The following is a 16,282-nucleotide window of genomic DNA, read 5'->3' as shown; positions in this document are numbered from 1 at the left end:
TCACCGTTCCCCCACTTGTCGCGTCCGGGAGGCCGTTCTATCGTCTTGATGTATCGAGTCGATACATCAGCGCGAGATATGACGAGGAGGCGAGGGGATGAGCCGACGTTCCGGGATCCTCGAGTTCGCCGTCCTCGGACTGCTCCGCGAATCCCCGATGCACGGCTACGAGCTGCGCAAACGACTCAATACGTCGCTGGGCGTGTTCCGTGCGTTCAGCTACGGCACGCTCTATCCCTGCCTCAAGACGCTGGTCGCCAACGGCTGGTTGATCGAGGAACCGGGGAGCACCACCGAGGACGCCCTCGCCGCACCACTCGCAGGGCGTCGCGCCAAGATCGTCTACCGGTTGACGGCAGAAGGTAAGGAGCACTTCGAGGAACTGCTCTCGCAGACCGGCCCTGACGCGTACGAGGACGAGCACTTCGCTGCCCGATTTGCCTTCTTCGGACGCACCCCGCAGGACGTGCGCATGCGCGTGCTGGAGGGCCGTCGCAGCCGGCTGGAGGAGCGCCTGGAGAAGATGAGCGCCTCTCTCGCCCGCACGCGGGAGCGCCTCGACGACTACACGCTTGAGCTCCAGCGCCACGGGATGGAGTCCGTGGAGCGCGAAGTGCGCTGGCTGAACGAGCTCATCGAGAGCGAGCGGGCCGGGCGGGACCTGAAGGGTTCCGCTTCCGGGGGGCCCACTCAGCAGGACACCACATCTGGAGAGCCGGGCGATCTGCCCCGTCCCGGGGATACCCCCGGGACGGATTCGCCCGGCGACACCGCCACGTGAGAGCCCAGTCAGGGCCTCACTCGTACACACAGGGAGCAACCGGAATGGGTTCGGTTCGCGTAGCCGTCGTCGGCGTCGGCAACTGCGCCGCGTCGCTGGTTCAGGGAGTCGAGTACTACAAGGACGCCGACCCGGCGTCCAAGGTCCCCGGCCTGATGCATGTCCAGTTCGGCGAGTACCACGTCCGTGACGTCGAGTTCGTCGCCGCCTTCGATGTCGACGCGAAGAAGGTCGGCCTCGACCTCGCGGACGCCATCGGCGCCAGCGAGAACAACACCATCAAGATCTGCGACGTGCCGCGCACCGGCGTGACCGTCCAGCGCGGCCACACCCTCGACGGCCTCGGCAAGTACTACCGCGAGACCATCGAGGAGTCTGCCGAGACCCCGGTCGACGTCGTCCAGATCCTCAAGGACAAGCAGGTCGACGTCCTCGTCTGCTACCTGCCCGTGGGCTCCGAGGACGCGGCGAAGTTCTACGCCCAGTGCGCCATCGACGCCAAGGTCGCCTTCGTCAACGCCCTGCCGGTCTTCATCGCCGGTACGAAGGAGTGGGCGGACAAGTTCACCGAGGCGGGCGTCCCGATCGTCGGCGACGACATCAAGTCCCAGGTCGGTGCCACGATCACGCACCGCGTCATGGCGAAGCTGTTCGAGGACCGCGGTGTCGTCCTGGACCGCACGATGCAGCTGAACGTCGGCGGCAACATGGACTTCAAGAACATGCTCGAGCGCGACCGCCTGGAGTCCAAGAAGATCTCCAAGACGCAGGCCGTCACCTCGCAGATCCCCGACCGTGAACTCGGCGAGAAGAACGTCCACATCGGCCCGTCCGACTACGTTGCCTGGCTCGACGACCGCAAGTGGGCCTACGTCCGCCTCGAGGGCCGCGCCTTCGGTGACGTCCCGCTGAACCTGGAGTACAAGCTCGAGGTCTGGGACTCCCCGAACTCCGCCGGCGTCATCATCGACGCCCTGCGCGCCGCGAAGATCGCCAAGGACCGCGGCATCGGCGGCCCGATCCTGTCGGCGTCGAGCTACTTCATGAAGTCCCCGCCGGTCCAGTACTTCGACGACGAGGCGCGCACGAACGTCGAGAAGTTCATCAAGGGCGAGGTCGAGCGCTAAGCCGACGGCGCCGCACTAGAACGCTCCTGCCAGAGCTGTTGAGGGTCCCCGGGGTTGTACCGCCCGGGGACCCTCCCCATATGTGAGGCTGTGCCCCATGTCCGTCGTACGCGACCTGCGGGTCCTGCTGCGCTTCCGGAACTTCCGGCGCCTGCTCGTCGTACGTCTGCTCTCGCAGGGCGCGGACGGCGTCTACCAGACCGCGCTCGCCACCTACGTCGTCTTCTCCCCGGAGAAACAGACCTCGGCCGCCGCGATCGCCTCCGCGATGGCGGTACTGCTCCTGCCGTACTCCCTGGTGGGCCCCTTCTCCGGCGTCCTCCTGGACCGCTGGCGCCGCCGCCAGGTGCTGCTTTACGGCAGCTTGTCGCGCACCGTACTGGCCTCGGCGACGGCCGCCCTGATCATCACCGAAGTCCCGGACTGGCTCTTCTACGTCTCCGCCCTGTGCGTCACCGCCGTCAACCGCTTCGTCCTGTCCGGCCTGTCCGCGGCACTGCCGCGCGTCGTCGACGAAGAGCGGCTCGTGATCGCCAACTCCCTTTCCCCGACCGCCGGAACGCTCGCCGCGGCCGCGGGCGCCGGCCTGGCCTTCGTCGTACGGCTGGTGGCGTGGGACTCCGATGCGGCCGTGGTCCTTCTGGGAGCCGTGCTGTACCTGTGCGCAGGGCTGGCGTCGCTGCGCATGTCACCGGAACTGCTCGGCCCCGATCGCGAGTTGGTGCAGCCGGGGCTCGCGGCGGCCCTGTCCGGCACAGCGCGCGACCTGGCGGCGGGCGTACGTCATCTCGCCACCCCGCCTCGCCGAGAGGCCGCCTGGGCTCTGTTCACGATGACCCTGATGCGCTTCTGCTACGGCGCCCTGCTGGTCATGCTGCTGATGCTCTGCCGGTACGCCTTCTCTTCGAACGCCGATGACGGACTCGCATTGCTGGGGCTGGCGTTGGCGATGTCGGCCGCCGGCTTCTTCACTGCGGCGGTGGCGACCCCTTGGGCTGTGGGACGGCTGGGCTCGGGCGTCTGGATCGCCGTGTGCGCGGGGGCCGCCGCGCTCCTGGTGCCCGCACTCGGCCTCCCGTTCGCCGCAACTCCCATGCTGGTGGCGGCATTCGTGCTGGGCCTGACGACCCAGGGGGCGAAGATCGCGACGGACACGATCGTGCAGTCCTCGGTCGAGGACGGCTTCCGTGGCCGGATCTTCTCCGTCTACGACGTGCTGTTCAACGTCGCCTTCGTCGGCGCCGCAGGTGTAGCCGCCCTGATGCTGCCGCCGGACGGCCGCTCCGTGCCGCTCGTGGTCACAGTCGCCGTTATCTACGCGGCAGTTGCTGCGACTATGGCCCGCTTTGAACGCCAGTCCGTGTCACATCAATGACACAGAGCCACTCCTGGCGACTCCGGTGTCAGAGGGGACCGGTAACTTACGTGCGTCTTATTTCCGCGCTTAGTTCGCGCCACGCACCCACGTTCTAGGGGGATCCCCAAGTGACCACTCCGCCGCCCCAGGGCAACCCGTTCGCCCAGGGCCAGAACCCGTACGGCCAGCCCCAGGCCCAGGCACCGTACCCGCCCCAGGGTGGCTACCCGCAGCAGCCGGGCCAGCCCGGGTTCCCCCAGCAGGGCGCGGCGCCGTATGCGCCGGTTCCGCCACAGCAGCCGGGTCGCAGGGTCAGCTTCAAGACGATCAAGACCGTCGGCGCCGTTGTGATCGTCGCCGGCATGATGATCGTCGGCTACATAATGAGCCAGGACGACGCCAAGAACGCCGCCGTGGGCGACTGCCTGAAGGCCCCGTCGTCGTCCGTATCGGACGACGCCCTGGAGGTCGTGGACTGCTCCTCCTCCGACGCCGAGGTGAAGGTGCTCAAGAAGGTCAAGGGTCACTACACGCAGCTCACCGCCGAGACCGAGTGCGGCAAGGTCGAGGGGGCCACCAGCTTCTACACCGAGACGATGAAGACGGGCACCAGCGACGACGAGTTCCTGCTGTGCCTCAAGAGCGTCTGATCTGACTCAGGCTGCTTCTGGCGGCCGTCGTTGCACGCGTCGTCGTTTCACGTGAAACATCGAAGAGCGGCGCCATGTTTCACGTGAAACATGGCGCCGCTCTTCGCGTGTCGGCTCGATTCAGGCCTCCGACTCCTGCGCCCACCATTCCTTGAGCGCCGCCGCTGCCTCGTCGGGCCCCATCGGCCCGTTCTCCAGCCGCAGCTCCAGCATGTGCTTGTACGCCCGCCCGATGACCGGCCCTGGCCCGACACCGAGGATCTCCATGATCTGGTTGCCGTCGAGGTCGGGGCGGATGGCGTCCAGTTCCTCCTGCTCCTGGAGCTGAGCGATCCGCTCCTCCAGTCCGTCGTAAGCACGGGACAACGCGGCCGCCTTGCGCTTGTTACGCGTGGTGCAGTCTGAGCGGGTCAGCTTGTGGAGGCGGTCCAGGAGCGGGCCTGCGTCACGGACATAGCGGCGAACTGCGGAGTCCGTCCACTCTCCCGTGCCGTAGCCGTGGAACCGCAGGTGGAGTTCGACCAGACGTGAGACGTCCTTCACCAGCTCGTTGGAGTACTTCAGCGCGGTCATGCGCTTCTTCGTCATCTTCGCGCCGACCACCTCGTGGTGATGGAACGAGACCCGGCCGTCCTTCTCGAAGCGGCGCGTGCGGGGCTTGCCGATGTCGTGGAGCAGCGCGGCCAGCCGGAGGGTCAGGTCGGGCCCCTCCTCCTCCAACGCCATCGCCTGCTCCAGAACGATCAGCGTGTGCTCGTACACGTCCTTGTGCCGGTGGTGCTCGTCGCTCTCCAGACGCAGAGCCGGCAGCTCGGGCAGCACGTGGTCGGCCAGCCCGGTGTCGACCAGCAGGGCCAAACCCTTGCGTGGGTGGCCCGAGAGAATCATCTTGTTCAGCTCGTCCCGCACCCGCTCCGCCGAGACGATCTCGATACGGCCGGACATGTCCTTCATGGCCGCGACGACCTCGGGAGCCACCTCGAAGTCGAGCTGTGCCGCGAAGCGCGCCGCCCGCATCATGCGCAGCGGGTCGTCCGAGAAGGACTCCTCGGGAGTGCCCGGCGTACGCAACACACGCTCCGACAGGTCCTCCAGACCGCCGTGCGGGTCGACGAACTCCTTCTCCGGAAGCGCGACGGCCATCGCGTTCACGGTGAAGTCACGCCGGACGAGGTCCTCCTCGATCGAATCGCCGTACGACACCTCGGGCTTGCGCGAGGTCCGGTCGTACGCCTCCGATCGGTAGGTGGTCACCTCGATCTGAAAGCACCGATCAGCGTCGCCGACGCGGGCTTCCTTCTGTACGCCGACCGTACCGAAAGCGATACCGACCTCCCACACGGCATCCGCCCACGGGCGCACGATCTTCAACACGTCCTCGGGACGGGCATCGGTCGTGAAGTCCAGGTCATTGCCGAGCCGGCCGAGCAGCGCGTCCCGGACCGACCCGCCGACCAGGGCGAGTGAGAACCCGGCCTCCTGGAAACGGCGGGCGAGGTCGTCGGCGACAGGGGCAACCCGCAGCAGTTCACTCACCGCACGGTGCTGCGCCTGACTCAGGGCGCTGGGCTTGTCTTCGTTGGCGTTCGGCACAACAAAAGAGGGTACGTGGCCCGGGCGACCGGGAGCGCCTCCATTAAAGGTGCACATCCGAGGGCACAGACAGCTCCGTCAATACACGCACAATGCCTGCCCTTGCGACGTACGAAAACGCTCCCCTTTATAGGGGCACATACGGGACACGACGACGGTCCGAACCGATCTTGTGGTGGAGACCGCGGCACTTCCCCTCAGCGCGCATCGTTACCATGCGTGGACGCACATTCCGACGACCACTGACGACGACGAGGGACGGGCGAGCGCGTGGCCGAGGCGGCAGACTTCCAGGGGATGACTCCCTCACCTGCCCGCCGGTGGATGCGGCGCACCGGAGCACTGCTCGCCGGGGCGCCTCTGCTGGCAGGCATGCTCCAGCTGTCCGCCCCCGCCCCGACGTACGCCGCCGGGCAGGACTCCTTGAAGGCCGCTTCCGGCTCGGGCTCGGTGGCTGTCGCTGTGGACTCGCTCACTCCCACCGTCCCCGGTGACGGCGACACGTTGACCGTGTCCGGCACGGTGACCAACCAGGGCAAGCAGGCGGTCACGAAAGCACAGGTGGACCTGCGCCTGGGGGCGCCCCTGAACACCCGCTCGGCCATCGACACGGTCGCCGCGCGTACCAGCTACCAGGAGGGCCTCGACGGAGCCCCGGTGGGCGGAAAATACTCCCAGGAGTTCTCCAAGCTCACTCCAGGCGTCTCCCAGCCCTTCAGCATCTCCGTGCCGGTCGACAAGCTGGACCTGGGAGAGGACGGGGTCTACCAGTTCGCCGTCTCGCTGTCCGGCGAGACGTCCGCTCAGCCGTGGGACCAGGTGCTCGGCATCCAGCGGACGTTCCTGCCATGGCAGCCAGACGAAGCCGGCACGAAGACCCGGACGACCGTTCTGTGGCCGCTCGTCTCCTCCTCCCACATGACCGCGCAGACGGGGTCGGACGAGTCACAGACACCGGTCTTCCGTGATGACGACCTCGCCAAGGAGATCTCCCCGGGCGGCCGACTGCAGCAGCTCGTGTCGCTGGGCAAGAAGCTCGACATCACCTGGGTGATCGACCCCGACCTGCTGGCCTCTGTGGATGCCATGACAGAGAGCTATCGCGTCCAGGGCGAGGGCGATACGACCAGGCCGGGCGGCTATCGGACGGTCGCCGCGCAGTGGCTGGCCGAACTGCAGGAGGCGGTGCAGGACAAGGAAGTCGTCGCCCTGCCCTTCGCCGACCCCGACCTGGCCTCCCTGGCGCACAACGGCACCAACGTCACCGGTTCCCTGAACCACCTCAAGGAGGCCACCGACGTCGCCGCCGACACGGTCGACTCGATCCTCCACGTGCAGCCGACCACCGACTTCGCCTGGCCGGTGAACGGCGCCGTCGACCCGTCCATCGTCAAGGTCGCCACCTCCGCCGGCGCGGACAAGGTGATCGCTCGCAACGACAGCCTCGTGGAGACGGGCGGCCTGCCCTACACGCCCTCCGCGGCCCGCCCCATCGGCGGCGGTACGACGGCGGTCGTCGCGGACGCACGGATGTCGACGGCATTCCAGGGCAACCTGACGAAGGCATCGAGTTCGACGCTCGCCGTGCAGAGGTTCCTGGCCCAGAGCCTGGCCCTCGACCTCCAGACGAACAAGCAGCGCAGCATCGTCGTAGCCCCACAGCGGATGCCGACGACGAGCCAGGCCCAGGCGATGGCCGAGGCGGTCTCGGCGCTCCAGGACGGCACGTGGTCCCAGTCCCAGGACCTCACGACCGCGGCCACGGCCAAGCCGGACTCCAGCGCCACCACGAAGGTGCCGGCGGCCTCCACCTACCCGTCTTCGCTGCGCAAGCAGCAGCTGCCGCGATCGGCCTTCGAGCAGGTCGCCACGACACAGGACAAGCTCGACAAGTTCAAGGTGATCCTCACCAAGCAGTCCCGGGTGGTGACCCCCTTCGGGCGGGCCATGAACCGCGAGATGTCCACGTCGTGGCGCGGCCGCTCCGCGGAGGCAGCGGACTACCGCAACGGCATCGAGGCCTACGTCGACTCGTTGGCCGGGCAGGTCACGCTGATCGAGAAGTCGGAGACCAAGCTCTCCGGCCGCAGTGCCATGATCCCCGTGACCGTGCAGAACAATCTCGTCCAGGGCGTCGATCACCTGGTGCTGCGGCTCACCTCGCAGAGCCCGCGGCGCCTCGAGATCGGCGGCGAGTCCTTCGACGAACAACGCGTCACGGTCTCCGGCGGACACAGCCAGACCGTGAAGTTCACCACGTCGGCTCAGGCCAACGGCCAGGCCAGGGTCGTCGCCCAGCTGTTCACGGAGGACGGCCAGCGCTACGGCGCACCCGTCACCTTCGACGTGAAGGTCACCGAGTTCACGGCCACCGTGATGCTGGTCATCGGCGGCGGTTTCCTTCTGCTCGTCCTCGCCGGATTCCGTATGTACACGCAGCGCAAGCGCGCGGCGGCCCGCGCGGCCGAGGAGGACGGTTCCCAGGAGGCGAGCGAATCCGACGGCGATCCGGAGAACCCGGAAGGCCCCGGGCACGGTCTCACGCCCGAGGAACTCCGCAAGGAAGAGTCGGACACCGGTACCCGGGCAGACGCCCCGGAGCAGCCGAGTGACCCTGCACCGGACACCGCAGCGGAAAGCGCCGACCCGTCCGGCACGGGTGAGAGAGTGGACCGTTGAGCGATGTCGTGGCCGGTGGGCCCGGGACGATGAGGTGGGGTAACCATGAACGCGCCGTACGACGGTGACCGCGGCCAGCCCGCGGGCCCCACGGGGCACCCCGAGGGCCCGCCGCCCGAGCACGGCCAGGTACCGCCGCAACACCCCGCGGACATGTACCTCCAGGACGCCTACGACCAGGACCCCTACCGGGCGCAGGACCTCTCCGCCCAGGACCCGGTCGCCGAGGCGCTGTACGACCGCGCCGCCCACCCGCCGCCCCCACCGGGCACGTACCAGCCGCCCGAGTCGCTCTACGCCCAGCCGCCCCAGTCGCCGTACGCCCCCGACCCGCACGTGTGGGCGCAGACCCCGGCGCCCGAGCCGGAGGGCCCGACCCAGTACCTGCCGTACGGCGACGACCCCCGCACGACCCAGTACGTGGGCGTCGACGACCTCGTCTCGCACTCCGCCGAGGAGCGCCCCGAGCACGACGCCTTCGCGCACCTCTTCCGGGACCAGCAGCAGGGCGGTCATCCGCAGTACCAGCCGCCGACGGTTCCGGGGCCTTCCCCGGCGCCCACGGCGGGGCCGTATCAAGGGCCTACGCCGCCTGCCGCCACCGAGCCCTCGGCGCCCGCCCAGGCACCTGCTCCGGCGTCCGCGCCAGCGTCCGCGCCGAAGAAGGGCGGGCGGGCCGCAGGACTGATGAAGTCGAGCGCCGTGATGGCGGCCGGCACGATGGTGTCCCGGCTCACCGGGTTCGTCCGCTCCATGATGATCGTCTCGGCACTGGGCCTCGGCCTGCTGGGTGACTCGTTCCAGGTCGCCTACCAGCTGCCGACGATGATCTACATCCTGACCGTGGGCGGCGGCCTCAACTCCGTCTTCGTGCCGCAGCTGGTGCGTGCCATGAAGGACGACGAGGACGGCGGCGAGGCCTACGCGAACCGCCTGCTGACCCTGGTGATGGTGGCGCTCGCCGCACTCACCGCACTCGCGATGTTCGGCGCGCCGCTCCTGGTCAGGGCCCTGTCCACCCCCGTCGCCAACGACCCCGCCGCCAACGAGGTGGCCGTCACCTTCACCCGTTACTTCCTGCCCTCGATCTTCTTCATGGGCGTCCACGTGGTGATGGGACAGATCCTCAACGCCCGCGGCAAGTTCGGCGCGATGATGTGGACGCCCGTCCTGAACAACATCGTCATCATCGTGACGCTCGGGATGTTCCTCTGGGTGTACGGCACCGCGGAGCGCTCCGGCATGGCCGTCACGAACATCCCCCCGGAGGGCCAGCGACTCCTCGGCATCGGTGTCCTGCTCGGCCTGGTCGTCCAGGCCCTTGCGATGATCCCGTACCTGCGTGAGACGGGTTTCCGGCTGCGGCTGCGCTTCGACTGGAAGGGCCACGGTCTCGGCAAGGCGGCGATGCTCGCCAAGTGGACGATCCTCTTCGTCCTGGCCAACCAGGCGGGTGCCCTCGTGGTCACCCAGCTGTCCACCGCCGCCGGAGTCGACTCCGACGTCGACGGAACCGGCTTCGCCGCCTACGCCAACGCCCAGCTCATCTGGGGTCTGCCGCAGGCCATCATCACCGTCTCCCTGATGGCCGCCCTGCTGCCGCGCCTCTCGCGCTCGGCGGCGGAGGGCGACAGCGGTGCCGTACGCGACGACATCTCCCAGGGGCTGCGCACGACGGCGGTGGCGATCGTCCCCATCGCCTTCGGATTCCTGGGCCTGGGCATCCCGATGTGCACGCTGATGTTCGGCTCCTCGGGCACCAGCGAGGCCACCAACATGGGCTACATGCTGATGGCCTTCGGCCTCGGCCTCATTCCGTACTCCGTGCAGTACGTGGTCCTGCGCGCCTTCTACGCCTATGAGGACACCCGGACCCCCTTCTACAACACGGTGATCGTGGCGGCCGTCAACGCCGTCGCGTCGGCCGCCTGCTACTTCGTCATCCCGGCCCGCTGGGCCGTGGTGGGCATGGCCGCCTCGTACGGCCTGGCCTACGCGATCGGCGTCGGCGTCGCCTGGAGCCGACTGCGCAAGAAGCTCGGCGGCGACCTCGACGGCGCCCGCGTGATGCGGACATACGCCAGACTCTGCATCGCCTCGGTGCCGGCGGCGCTGCTGAGCGGTGCGGCCTGCTACGGCATCGCCCAGACCCTGGGACAGGGCGTTCTCGGCTCGTTCGCCGCACTGCTGGCCGGTGGAGCCGTGCTGATCGGGATCTTCTTCGTCGCCGCCCGCCGGATGCGGATCGAGGAGCTGAACTCGCTGGTCGGCATGGTCCGCGGGCGCCTGGGCCGCTGAGGCGGGGGTACGCGCACAACCATCGTCCGCCATCGTGTGTCGTGCATAGCGGCGGACTGTGGGCACAATTGGTTCGGCGTCGGACGGCGCGCACGGAGTCGAACGGCGCGCAATGGATGGGGAGGCAGGAACGACGGTGGCGGAACGGAGCACGGCTGCCGTCGACGTGGCAGACAACAGCGGCGACGAGCCGCTGACCGCTCAGGCGGACCAGTCCACGGCCGACGGGGTGGCCAAGAATCGGGAGCAGGACACGGACATCGACGAGGCACAGGGGAGTGGCGGGACCGAAGGTCCCGGAAAAGCCTCACCGCCCGAGCTGCACAGCGGCCACAAGCTCGCCAGACGCTACCGCCTCGAGGAGTGCGTCACCCGTCTGGACGGTTTCAGCAGCTGGCGTGCGGTCGACGAGAAGCTCCGTCGCGCCGTCGGCGTCCACATCCTGCCCGCGGACCACGCCCGGGCCCGGTCCGTTCTGGCCTCGGCCCGCTCCTCCGCGCTGCTCGGTGACCCCCGATTCGTCCAGGTCCTCGACGCCGTCGAGGAGAACGACCTCGTCTACGTCGTCCACGAGTGGCTCCCCGACGCCACCGAACTGAGCACGCTGCTCGCCCCGGGCCCGCTGGAGGTGTACGACGCCTACCAGATGGTCACCCAGGTGTCCGCAGCCATGGCCGCCGCCCACCGGGAGGGCCTGGCCCATCTCCGCCTCAACCCGAACGCCGTGCTGCGCACGTCGACCGGCCAGTGGCGCATCCGCGGTCTCGCGGTGAACGCCGCGCTGCGCGGTGTCAGCTCCGACACCCCGCAGCGCACCGACACGGAGGCCATCGGCGCCCTGCTGTACGCCGCGCTCACCCAGCGCTGGCCGTACGAGAGCGACGCATACGGCTTGTCGGGGCTGCCGAAGGACGTCGGCCTGATCGCCCCCGACCAGGTGCGCGCCGGCGTCCACCGTGGCCTGTCCGAGCTGGCCATGCGTGCCCTCGTCAACGACGGTGCGACGGCGTCCCGGCACGAGTCCGCGTGCACGACGCCGGAGGAGCTGGTGAAGGCGATCGGCGAGATGCCGCGCATTCGCCCACCGGAGCCCGCGTTCACGGCCCCGCCGGACTATCAGCGCACGACGTACCAGCAGGGCACCTACGGCCGCCAGGCGCCACATCCGGGTGCCACGCAGCCGGTACCGACTCCGCCGCCCCCACTCCAGAGCCGCACCGGCAGGGCGCTCAAGTGGGCCGTCTCGGCCCTCCTGATCGCTGCCCTGGGGCTCGGCAGCTGGCAGCTCGCGGACGCGCTCATGGACCAGGGCGGCAAGTCCGAGGACGGCAACCAGACGCAGACGACGGACGACAACGACAAGAACAGCGACAAGGCCAAGCCGGTCAAGCCGATAAAGATCCAGAACGCCCAGGAGTTCGTCGCCAAGGGCGGGGCCCAGGCGCCGGAGGACGTGGGCAAGACGTACGACGGCGACAGCTCGACGTACTGGCGCAGCAAGAGCTTCATCGACGGTCCGGACATCACCGCCTACAAGTCGGGGGTCGGCATCGTCTACGACCTCGGCTCGGCTCAGACGGTGTCAGCCGCTTCGATAGGGCTTCTGTACCCCGGCGATCACACGACCGTCTCCCTCTACGCCTCGGACTCCCTGACACCCTCGTCGCTGGACTCGATGGAAAAGATCGGCAGCGTCACGACGAGCGGCACCAGTGCGACGGTGAAGGTCACCAAGCCGGTGAAGACCCAGTACGTTCTCGTATGGCTGACCGCCATGCCCCATGCGAACGGGGACCAGTACAGCGGCGCCGGATACAAGCAGGCCGTCACCGACCTGAAGTTCACCGGCTAGAACTCACGAGATCCAAGGGGAGGGGGTCCGATGGCAGATGGCACCGCTCACCGCGACGCGAGCGACCGGGATCTCCTAGCCCTCCACGTGAAGGGCGACCCCGACGCCTTCGGTGAGCTCGTGCGGCGTCACCGCGATCGGCTCTGGGCGGTGGCCCTGCGTACGCTCGGCGACCGCGAGGAAGCCGCTGACGCCGTCCAGGACGCCCTCGTATCCGCCTACCGGGCCGCCCACACCTTCAGGGGCCAGTCGGCGGTCACGACGTGGCTGCACCGGATCACCGTGAACGCCTGCCTGGACCGCGCCCGCAAGGCGGCCTCCCGGAAGACCTCCCCCGTCGACGACACCGAGCGCTTGGAGCAGTTGCTGGAGCCCCACGAGGAGGCGTCCGCTCCGGCCGAGCGCAACGATCTGCACCGGCAGCTGCTGGAGGCACTCGGCACGCTTCCGCCGGACCAGCGTGCGGCGCTCGTCCTGGTGGACATGCAGGGATACCCGGTCGCGGAAGCCGCCCGGGTCCTCGATGTACCGACCGGCACGGTCAAGAGCCGATGCGCGCGAGGTAGAGCCAGACTCCTGCCGCTCCTGACCCATCTACGGCCGGAAAGCGCCGGCGGGGGCAAGGACTCCGGCGAGAGGCGGAACCGGACGCAGGGGACATCCGTCCCACCGGCAGCGGGTCCACATCCCACGGGGCCACCGGCCACGGATCCGCGAGATACCGGGCCGAGTGATTCAGCTGCAGTGAAGGGCGGAGGTGGGCGAGCGTGACTTCCACGACGGACACGGCCGGGCACCCGGACGTCGCCGAGATCTCCGACCTCACCGAGGGCCTTCTCCCTCCGTCCAGGACAGCAGACCTACGGCGGCATCTGGACCAGTGCGAGTTGTGCGCGGACGTCCACGCCTCCCTGGAGGAAATCCGGGAACTGCTCGGCACCCTGCCCGGCCCCGCACGTATGCCTGCCGATGTCGCCGGACGCATCGATGCCGCGCTCGCCGCGGAGGCTCTGCTGAACGCCACGGCGCCCGATGACACCGAAGCGACACTCCTCCTCGGGGACGCCCGCCCGGCCTCGGGCGCCGGCGACAGCGTCCATGTTTCACGTGAAACATCGGCTACAGCAGACCGCCCCGCAGGCCACGCCCGCTCCTCGACCACCGGTCCCGGCCGCAAGAATCGTAAGAAGGCCGGACGTCGCAAGGTGGCCATCCTCGGCGCCGCCTTCACGGCCGCCGCCCTGGGGCTCGGCTCCGTGCTGCTGACCTCACTGATGGGTGGAGGGGCCGGCCCATCGGCCGACGGCGGGCAGACCGGCAACGACACCTTCTCCGCGGCGAAGCTGGAGAATCAGGTCGCCGACCTTCTCGCCAAGAGCGAGGGCTCTTCGGGTGACTCCCGTAAGCCGGAACGCAGTCTGGGTGCGGTAGGCGAGCCCGACACCGAGAGCCCTCAGATCCTGCGCGAGATCACAGTGCCCGAGTGTGTCAGGAAGGGCATCGGCCGCGACGACGCGGCGCTCGCCACTGAGGAAGGCGTCTACCAAGGCAAGGACGCTCTGCTCGTCGTGTTGCGGGATGCCGCCAATGACAGCCGAGTCACGGTCTACGTCATGGATGCGACCTGTGTGAAGCAGGCATCATCCACCACGGCCAAGGTGCTGCTGAAGGACTCCTACCCGCGTTCCTGAGCACCCGGCGATTCGTCTCCGTCCTGAGTTGGACCCCCACGGTGTGGCATGACCGTGTGCCCGGACACAGTGGGAATGCGCGCCCCTTAGGATCCGTTGGGTGGGGTGAGAGTTCTGAAAGGGGCTCCCCCGGTCCGACGACGCAGTCCAGAGACGAGGAATCAAGCCGTGAGCGATGTCCGTAACGTGATCATCATCGGTTCCGGGCCCGCCGGCTACACGGCGGCGCTCTACACCGCGCGCGCGTCGCTGAAGCCGCTTGTGTTCGAGGGTGCCGTCACCGCCGGTGGTGCGCTCATGAACACGACCGAGGTGGAGAACTTCCCTGGCTTCCAGGACGGCATCATGGGCCCCGAGCTCATGGACAACATGCGCGGCCAGGCCGAGCGCTTCGGAGCCGAGCTCGTCCCGGACGACATCGTGAACGTGGACCTGAGCGGTGAGATCAAGACCGTCACGGACACCGCCGGCACGGTCCACCGGGCGAAGGCCGTCATCGTCGCCACCGGCTCGCAGCACCGCAAGCTCGGCCTGCCGAACGAGGACGCCCTCTCCGGCCGCGGCGTCTCCTGGTGTGCCACGTGCGACGGCTTCTTCTTCAAGGACCAGGACATCGCTGTGATCGGCGGCGGCGACACCGCGATGGAGGAGGCCACCTTCCTCTCGCGCTTCGCCAAGTCGGTGACCATCGTCCACCGCCGCGACACCCTGCGCGCCTCGAAGGCGATGCAGGACCGCGCCTTCGCCGACCCGAAGATCAAGTTCGTCTGGGACAGCGAGGTCGCCGAAGTCCAGGGCGAGCAGAAGCTCTCCGGTCTGAAGCTGCGCAACGTCAAGACCGGCGAGCTCTCGGACCTGGCGGTCACCGGCCTGTTCATCGCGATCGGCCACGACCCGCGTACCGAGCTGTTCAAGGGCCAGCTGGAGCTGGACGGGGAGGGCTACCTCAAGGTCGACGCCCCCTCCACCCGCACCAACCTGACCGGTGTCTTCGGCGCCGGCGACGTGGTCGACCACACATACCGTCAGGCGATCACCGCGGCCGGTACCGGCTGCTCCGCCGCTCTCGACGCCGAGCGCTTCCTCGCCGCCCTCGCGGACGAGGAGCAGGCCGAGCCCGAGAAGACCTCTGTCTGACCCCCGCCTGACCCCCATCCGCCCCACGCATCAACCAGTTAAGGAGCCCGCCGTGGCCGGCACCCTGAAGAACGTGACCGACGACTCCTTCGAGCAGGACGTCCTCAAGAGCGACAAGCCCGTCCTGGTGGACTTCTGGGCCGCCTGGTGCGGACCCTGCCGCCAGATCGCGCCGTCCCTTGAGGCGATCGCCGCCGAGCACGGTGACAAGATCGAGATCGTCAAGCTCAACATCGACGAGAACCCGGGTACGGCCGCCAAGTACGGCGTCATGTCCATCCCGACGCTGAACGTCTACCACAACGGCGAAGTCGCCAAGACCATCGTCGGCGCCAAGCCGAAGGCCGCGATCCTCCGCGACCTTGAGGACTTCATCGCCGAGTGACGTTTCACGTGAAACACGAGTGGGCCAACCCGAGGGGGTTGGCCCATTCGCTTTAGCGGCGCCTGCTCTGGAACGCCCTAGCTCTAGAGGGGCCTCAACGCCGGTTCCTTCTGCACGGCCCCGAGCAGCCGGTCGATCGCCATCTCCACGTCTTCCTTCCAGGACAGCGCAGTCCGCACTTCCAGCCGCAGACGAGGAAAGGCGGGGTGCGGGCGCACCGTCTTGAAGCCGACGGCCAGGAGATGGTCGGCAGGCAGGACACACCCCGGCTCCTTCCAGCGCGCGTCTCCGAAGGCCTCGATCGCCTTGAAGCCCCGCCGCAGCAAGTCCTTGGCGACCGTCTGGACCATCACTCGCCCCAGTCCCTGGCCCTGGTAGCCCGGCATGATGAACGCGGTCATCAGCTGCACCGCGTCCGGCGACACGGGACTCGTGGGGAACGCCGTCGCGCGGGGGACGTAAGCCGGAGGCGCGTAGAGCACGAAGCCCACTGGCACATCGTCGACGTAGACGACCCGACCACAGGAGCCCCAGTCCAGCAGGACGGCGGAGATCCAGGATTCCTTCTCCAGGGCGGCGGTTCCGGCTCTTACCGCGGCTTCACCGCTGACCGGGTCCAACTCCCAGAAGACACACGCGCGGCAGCGCTTGGGAAGGTCCGGAAGGTTGTCCAGCGTGAGCGGTACGAGCCGACGCCCCATGAAGGCTGATCCTCGCTTCCTTCGCCCGCGG

Annotated in this window: 13 protein-coding genes; 11 read left to right on the top strand and 2 right to left on the bottom strand. The window is 68.5% G+C overall.

All coding sequences use genetic code 11. The features are described from left to right. The first annotated feature begins 97 nt into the window (after positions 1–97). The 4 genes from ADK36_RS10720 to ADK36_RS10705 all read left to right on the top strand — a co-directional run bounded on the left by ADK36_RS10720 (position 98) and on the right by ADK36_RS10705 (position 3,915). Positions 98–781, top strand: a complete 684-nt coding sequence (locus tag ADK36_RS10720) for a PadR family transcriptional regulator (protein ID WP_048581461.1) — start codon at positions 98–100, stop codon at positions 779–781. A 44-nt stretch (positions 782–825) separates the two neighbouring features. After that, a complete protein-coding gene (locus ADK36_RS10715) occupies positions 826–1,908 on the top strand; it encodes an inositol-3-phosphate synthase (protein WP_053197105.1) in 1,083 nt (360 codons plus the stop codon). 97 nt (positions 1,909–2,005) lie between these two features. Then, on the top strand, positions 2,006–3,283 hold the full coding sequence (locus ADK36_RS10710) for an MFS transporter (RefSeq protein ID WP_053197103.1): 1,278 nt from the start codon (positions 2,006–2,008) through the stop codon (positions 3,281–3,283). 110 nt (positions 3,284–3,393) lie between these two features. After that, positions 3,394–3,915 carry an LppU/SCO3897 family protein gene (locus tag ADK36_RS10705; RefSeq protein WP_048581458.1) on the top strand — a complete coding sequence of 174 codons (522 nt, stop codon included), beginning with the start codon at positions 3,394–3,396 and terminating at the stop codon, positions 3,913–3,915. A 120-nt stretch (positions 3,916–4,035) separates the two neighbouring features. On the opposite strand, the gene ADK36_RS10700 is transcribed toward ADK36_RS10705, so the two are convergent. After that, positions 4,036–5,508 (bottom strand): CCA tRNA nucleotidyltransferase, encoded by a 1,473-nt coding sequence (locus ADK36_RS10700; RefSeq protein ID WP_053197100.1) that lies wholly within the window; start codon positions 5,506–5,508, stop codon positions 4,036–4,038. A 270-nt stretch (positions 5,509–5,778) separates the two neighbouring features. On the opposite strand from ADK36_RS10700, the gene ADK36_RS10695 reads away from it, so the two are divergent. From ADK36_RS10695 to trxA, 7 genes are all read left to right on the top strand, one after another. Then, entirely contained in the window at positions 5,779–8,187 is a 2,409-nt protein-coding gene (locus ADK36_RS10695) for a DUF6049 family protein (RefSeq protein WP_053197098.1), read from the top strand. Between the two features lie 45 nt (positions 8,188–8,232). Then, a complete protein-coding gene (murJ, locus tag ADK36_RS10690; protein ID WP_053197096.1) occupies positions 8,233–10,485 on the top strand; it encodes a murein biosynthesis integral membrane protein MurJ in 2,253 nt (750 codons plus the stop codon). 136 nt (positions 10,486–10,621) lie between these two features. Beyond that, positions 10,622–12,337, top strand: a complete 1,716-nt coding sequence (locus tag ADK36_RS10685; protein ID WP_053197094.1) for a protein kinase family protein — start codon at positions 10,622–10,624, stop codon at positions 12,335–12,337. A gap of 30 nt (positions 12,338–12,367) precedes the next feature. Then, complete coding sequence (gene sigM / locus ADK36_RS10680) at positions 12,368–13,108, top strand: RNA polymerase sigma factor SigM (protein ID WP_048581453.1); 741 nt, start codon at positions 12,368–12,370, stop codon at positions 13,106–13,108. Beyond that, positions 13,105–14,028 carry a membrane protein gene (locus tag ADK36_RS10675; RefSeq protein ID WP_048581452.1) on the top strand — a complete coding sequence of 308 codons (924 nt, stop codon included), beginning with the start codon at positions 13,105–13,107 and terminating at the stop codon, positions 14,026–14,028. The genes sigM and ADK36_RS10675 overlap by 4 nt, the downstream gene beginning before the upstream one ends. Before the next feature lie 168 nt (positions 14,029–14,196). Continuing rightward, a complete protein-coding gene (gene trxB, locus ADK36_RS10670; RefSeq protein ID WP_048581451.1) occupies positions 14,197–15,165 on the top strand; it encodes a thioredoxin-disulfide reductase in 969 nt (322 codons plus the stop codon). A gap of 52 nt (positions 15,166–15,217) precedes the next feature. After that, the gene (gene trxA, locus ADK36_RS10665; protein ID WP_031484651.1) at positions 15,218–15,550 is read left to right on the top strand and encodes a thioredoxin; all 333 of its coding nucleotides are present in this window, start codon (positions 15,218–15,220) and stop codon (positions 15,548–15,550) included. Between the two features lie 83 nt (positions 15,551–15,633). On the opposite strand, the gene ADK36_RS10660 is transcribed toward trxA, so the two are convergent. Further along, positions 15,634–16,251: a GNAT family N-acetyltransferase gene (locus ADK36_RS10660; RefSeq protein ID WP_048581450.1), complete on the bottom strand. Its 618-nt coding sequence runs from the start codon at positions 16,249–16,251 to the stop codon at positions 15,634–15,636. Between the last annotated feature and the right edge of the window lie 31 nt (positions 16,252–16,282).

It is taken from the genome of Streptomyces viridochromogenes, assembly GCF_001270495.1.
Taxonomy (GTDB): Bacteria; Actinomycetota; Actinomycetes; order Streptomycetales; family Streptomycetaceae; genus Streptomyces; species Streptomyces viridochromogenes_A.
This window is presented reverse-complemented; position numbering and strand designations above follow the sequence as displayed.

What these genes read in the sequence shown, in the direction of transcription:
- ADK36_RS10720 (WP_048581461.1), top strand. Translation starts at nt 98, where the DNA reads ATGAGCCGACGTTCCGGGATCCTCGAGTTCGCCGTCCTCGGACTGCTC.
- ADK36_RS10715 (WP_053197105.1), top strand. Translation starts at nt 826, where the DNA reads ATGGGTTCGGTTCGCGTAGCCGTCGTCGGCGTCGGCAACTGCGCCGCG.
- ADK36_RS10710 (WP_053197103.1), top strand. Translation starts at nt 2,006, where the DNA reads ATGTCCGTCGTACGCGACCTGCGGGTCCTGCTGCGCTTCCGGAACTTC.
- murJ (WP_053197096.1), top strand. Translation starts at nt 8,233, where the DNA reads ATGAACGCGCCGTACGACGGTGACCGCGGCCAGCCCGCGGGCCCCACG.
- sigM (WP_048581453.1), top strand. Translation starts at nt 12,368, where the DNA reads ATGGCAGATGGCACCGCTCACCGCGACGCGAGCGACCGGGATCTCCTA.
- ADK36_RS10660 (WP_048581450.1), bottom strand. Translation starts at nt 16,251, where the DNA reads ATGGGGCGTCGGCTCGTACCGCTCACGCTGGACAACCTTCCGGACCTT.